General features: G+C 45.4%; 1 protein-coding gene. It reads right to left on the minus strand.

From position 1 onward, the window contains the following. Positions 1 to 304: 304 nt before the first annotated feature. Complete coding sequence (locus Q0256_RS10775) at positions 305 to 1,471, minus strand: multidrug effflux MFS transporter (RefSeq protein ID WP_297962925.1); 1,167 nt, start codon at positions 1,469 to 1,471, stop codon at positions 305 to 307. Between the last annotated feature and the right edge of the window lie 470 nt (positions 1,472 to 1,941).

Below are 1,941 nucleotides of genomic sequence, written 5' to 3' on the forward strand. Positions count from 1 at the left end.
CCTTTTAGGGCATTTGCGATTAGTTTTTCTTCGGCCTGCTCATGCGTCTTCATCGAGCTTTTGGCAAAGTCCGGCACCTGCAAAGTTTCGGTCTGAGCCGAAGCAAACACGGCGAGCACGCAAGCAGCGTAAATCAATTTCATATTTTCTCCTCGGTTTTTTCAAAATTGCGGCGATTATAGCAAAGTTTACTTAAAAATTTCGGTCTAAATTTAGCTAGAGTTTAAATTTAAGAAACCGCCCGTCTGTTTAAAACAGAGCTGAACTCGATGGCAAATTATAAAATTTCGCCACAATTTAAAATTTACTTATTAAAATACGCCGCGAGCGCGCTTAGCCAAACAAACAGAGCTATGATCCAAGACATCGTCCACGGCGTACCCGCAGAAAACGCCGCAAGCATCGCCGAGGAGAGGATGCCGCTGCCGTATTGCAGCGAGCCGATGAGCGCAGCGGCCGAGCCCTTCATCTCCTGCGGCACGCTATCAAGAGCGGCGGCATTGGAGCAAGAAGCGATGATGCCGTTCATGCTAAAAACGAAAAACATCGGGATTATCACGCCAAGAACGCCGCCCGTTTTGAAAAACGCAAACGCAAACAGCACGCTGGCAGCAAGCGCGGCAACGAGCGTGGAGACTATGAGTAGGCGGTTTAGCGCATAGCGCTTTACCAGCTTTTTATTTACGAAACTTAGCGCCATGACGCCCACGATGTTTATGCCGAATAAAAATCCGTAGTATTTGCTAGGAATGCCGAAATAATCGATATATACAAACGATGAGCCCGTGATAAAGGCATAGGCGGCTACGTAGAAAAACGTCACGCTGAGAGTGTAGCGCATAAATTTGGCGTCTTGCAATAATATTAGATAGTTTCTAAAAGACGATACGATGGGCTTTGTGGAGCGCTTTTGCGGCGGCAAGGTCTCCGGCAGAGAAAAAATCATCGCAAACATAACCGCGCTAGCTAGCGCCATCAGCCAAAATATCCCGTGCCAAGAGCCGAACTCCAGTATCGCGCCACCCAATAACGGACCCACTATCGGCGCTATCGCCATGATAATAACTAGCGTAGAGAGCATCTGTGCGGCCTGCGAGCTACCGAAAAGATCGCTAATCATCGCCCTGCTTAGCATCGGTCCTACGCATGCGCCCAAAGCCTGAAACACGCGCCAGAACACGACACTAGCCATAGTGTCTGACATCGCGCATCCTACTGATCCGATCGCAAAGAGCGCCATACCGATAAAAAGCGGGATTTTACGCCCGATCCTATCGCTGATAGGCCCCCAGACGAGCTGCGCGATAGCAAAGCCGATCAAAAAGCCCGTTATCGTGAGCTCCGCATCGCCATGCAGCTGTCGCTCCATCGTAGGCATAGCGGGCAGATATACGTCCGTAGATAGTGATGTACACGCCATAAGCGCGCTTAGCACGACTAAAAAAGATAGTGAAGTTTTTGAAGAGTTCAAATTTTTCCTTTTGTTGTTATTTGAGTGGGCGCAGGGTTTGCGCGACTGGAGATTGAGAGCTTTAAATTTACTCAAATTTGCATTGATAAAATCTGCGCGATTATAGCTAAATTTAAACGCTTTTCGGTGTGGAAGCTTAAATTAAATTTGATGTAAAATTTGAATGTAAACGGTACAAAATTTGGATTAGAAATTTAAATGCAGTAGAGCAAGGCGCGGTATTTTTGCCTTAATCAAGGCGGATTAAAATTTTACGACTGAGCAAGCAAAATTTAAGTTAGCAAAAATTTGAACAAAAAAAGATCAAGGCGCAGTATTTTTCGCTTAGACGAGGCGAAATTTGATTTTTAAGCGGAGCGTATATGTAATACGTGAGCATTAAAAATCAAATTTCAACGAAGTATAAGTAGAAAAAGACAAGCCTAACAAGTCCAAAATTTAAACTTCGTATCTTTCGCCGGGTTTCATTT

The organism is uncultured Campylobacter sp. (genome assembly GCF_937949835.1).
Lineage (GTDB): Bacteria > Campylobacterota > Campylobacteria > Campylobacterales > Campylobacteraceae > Campylobacter_B.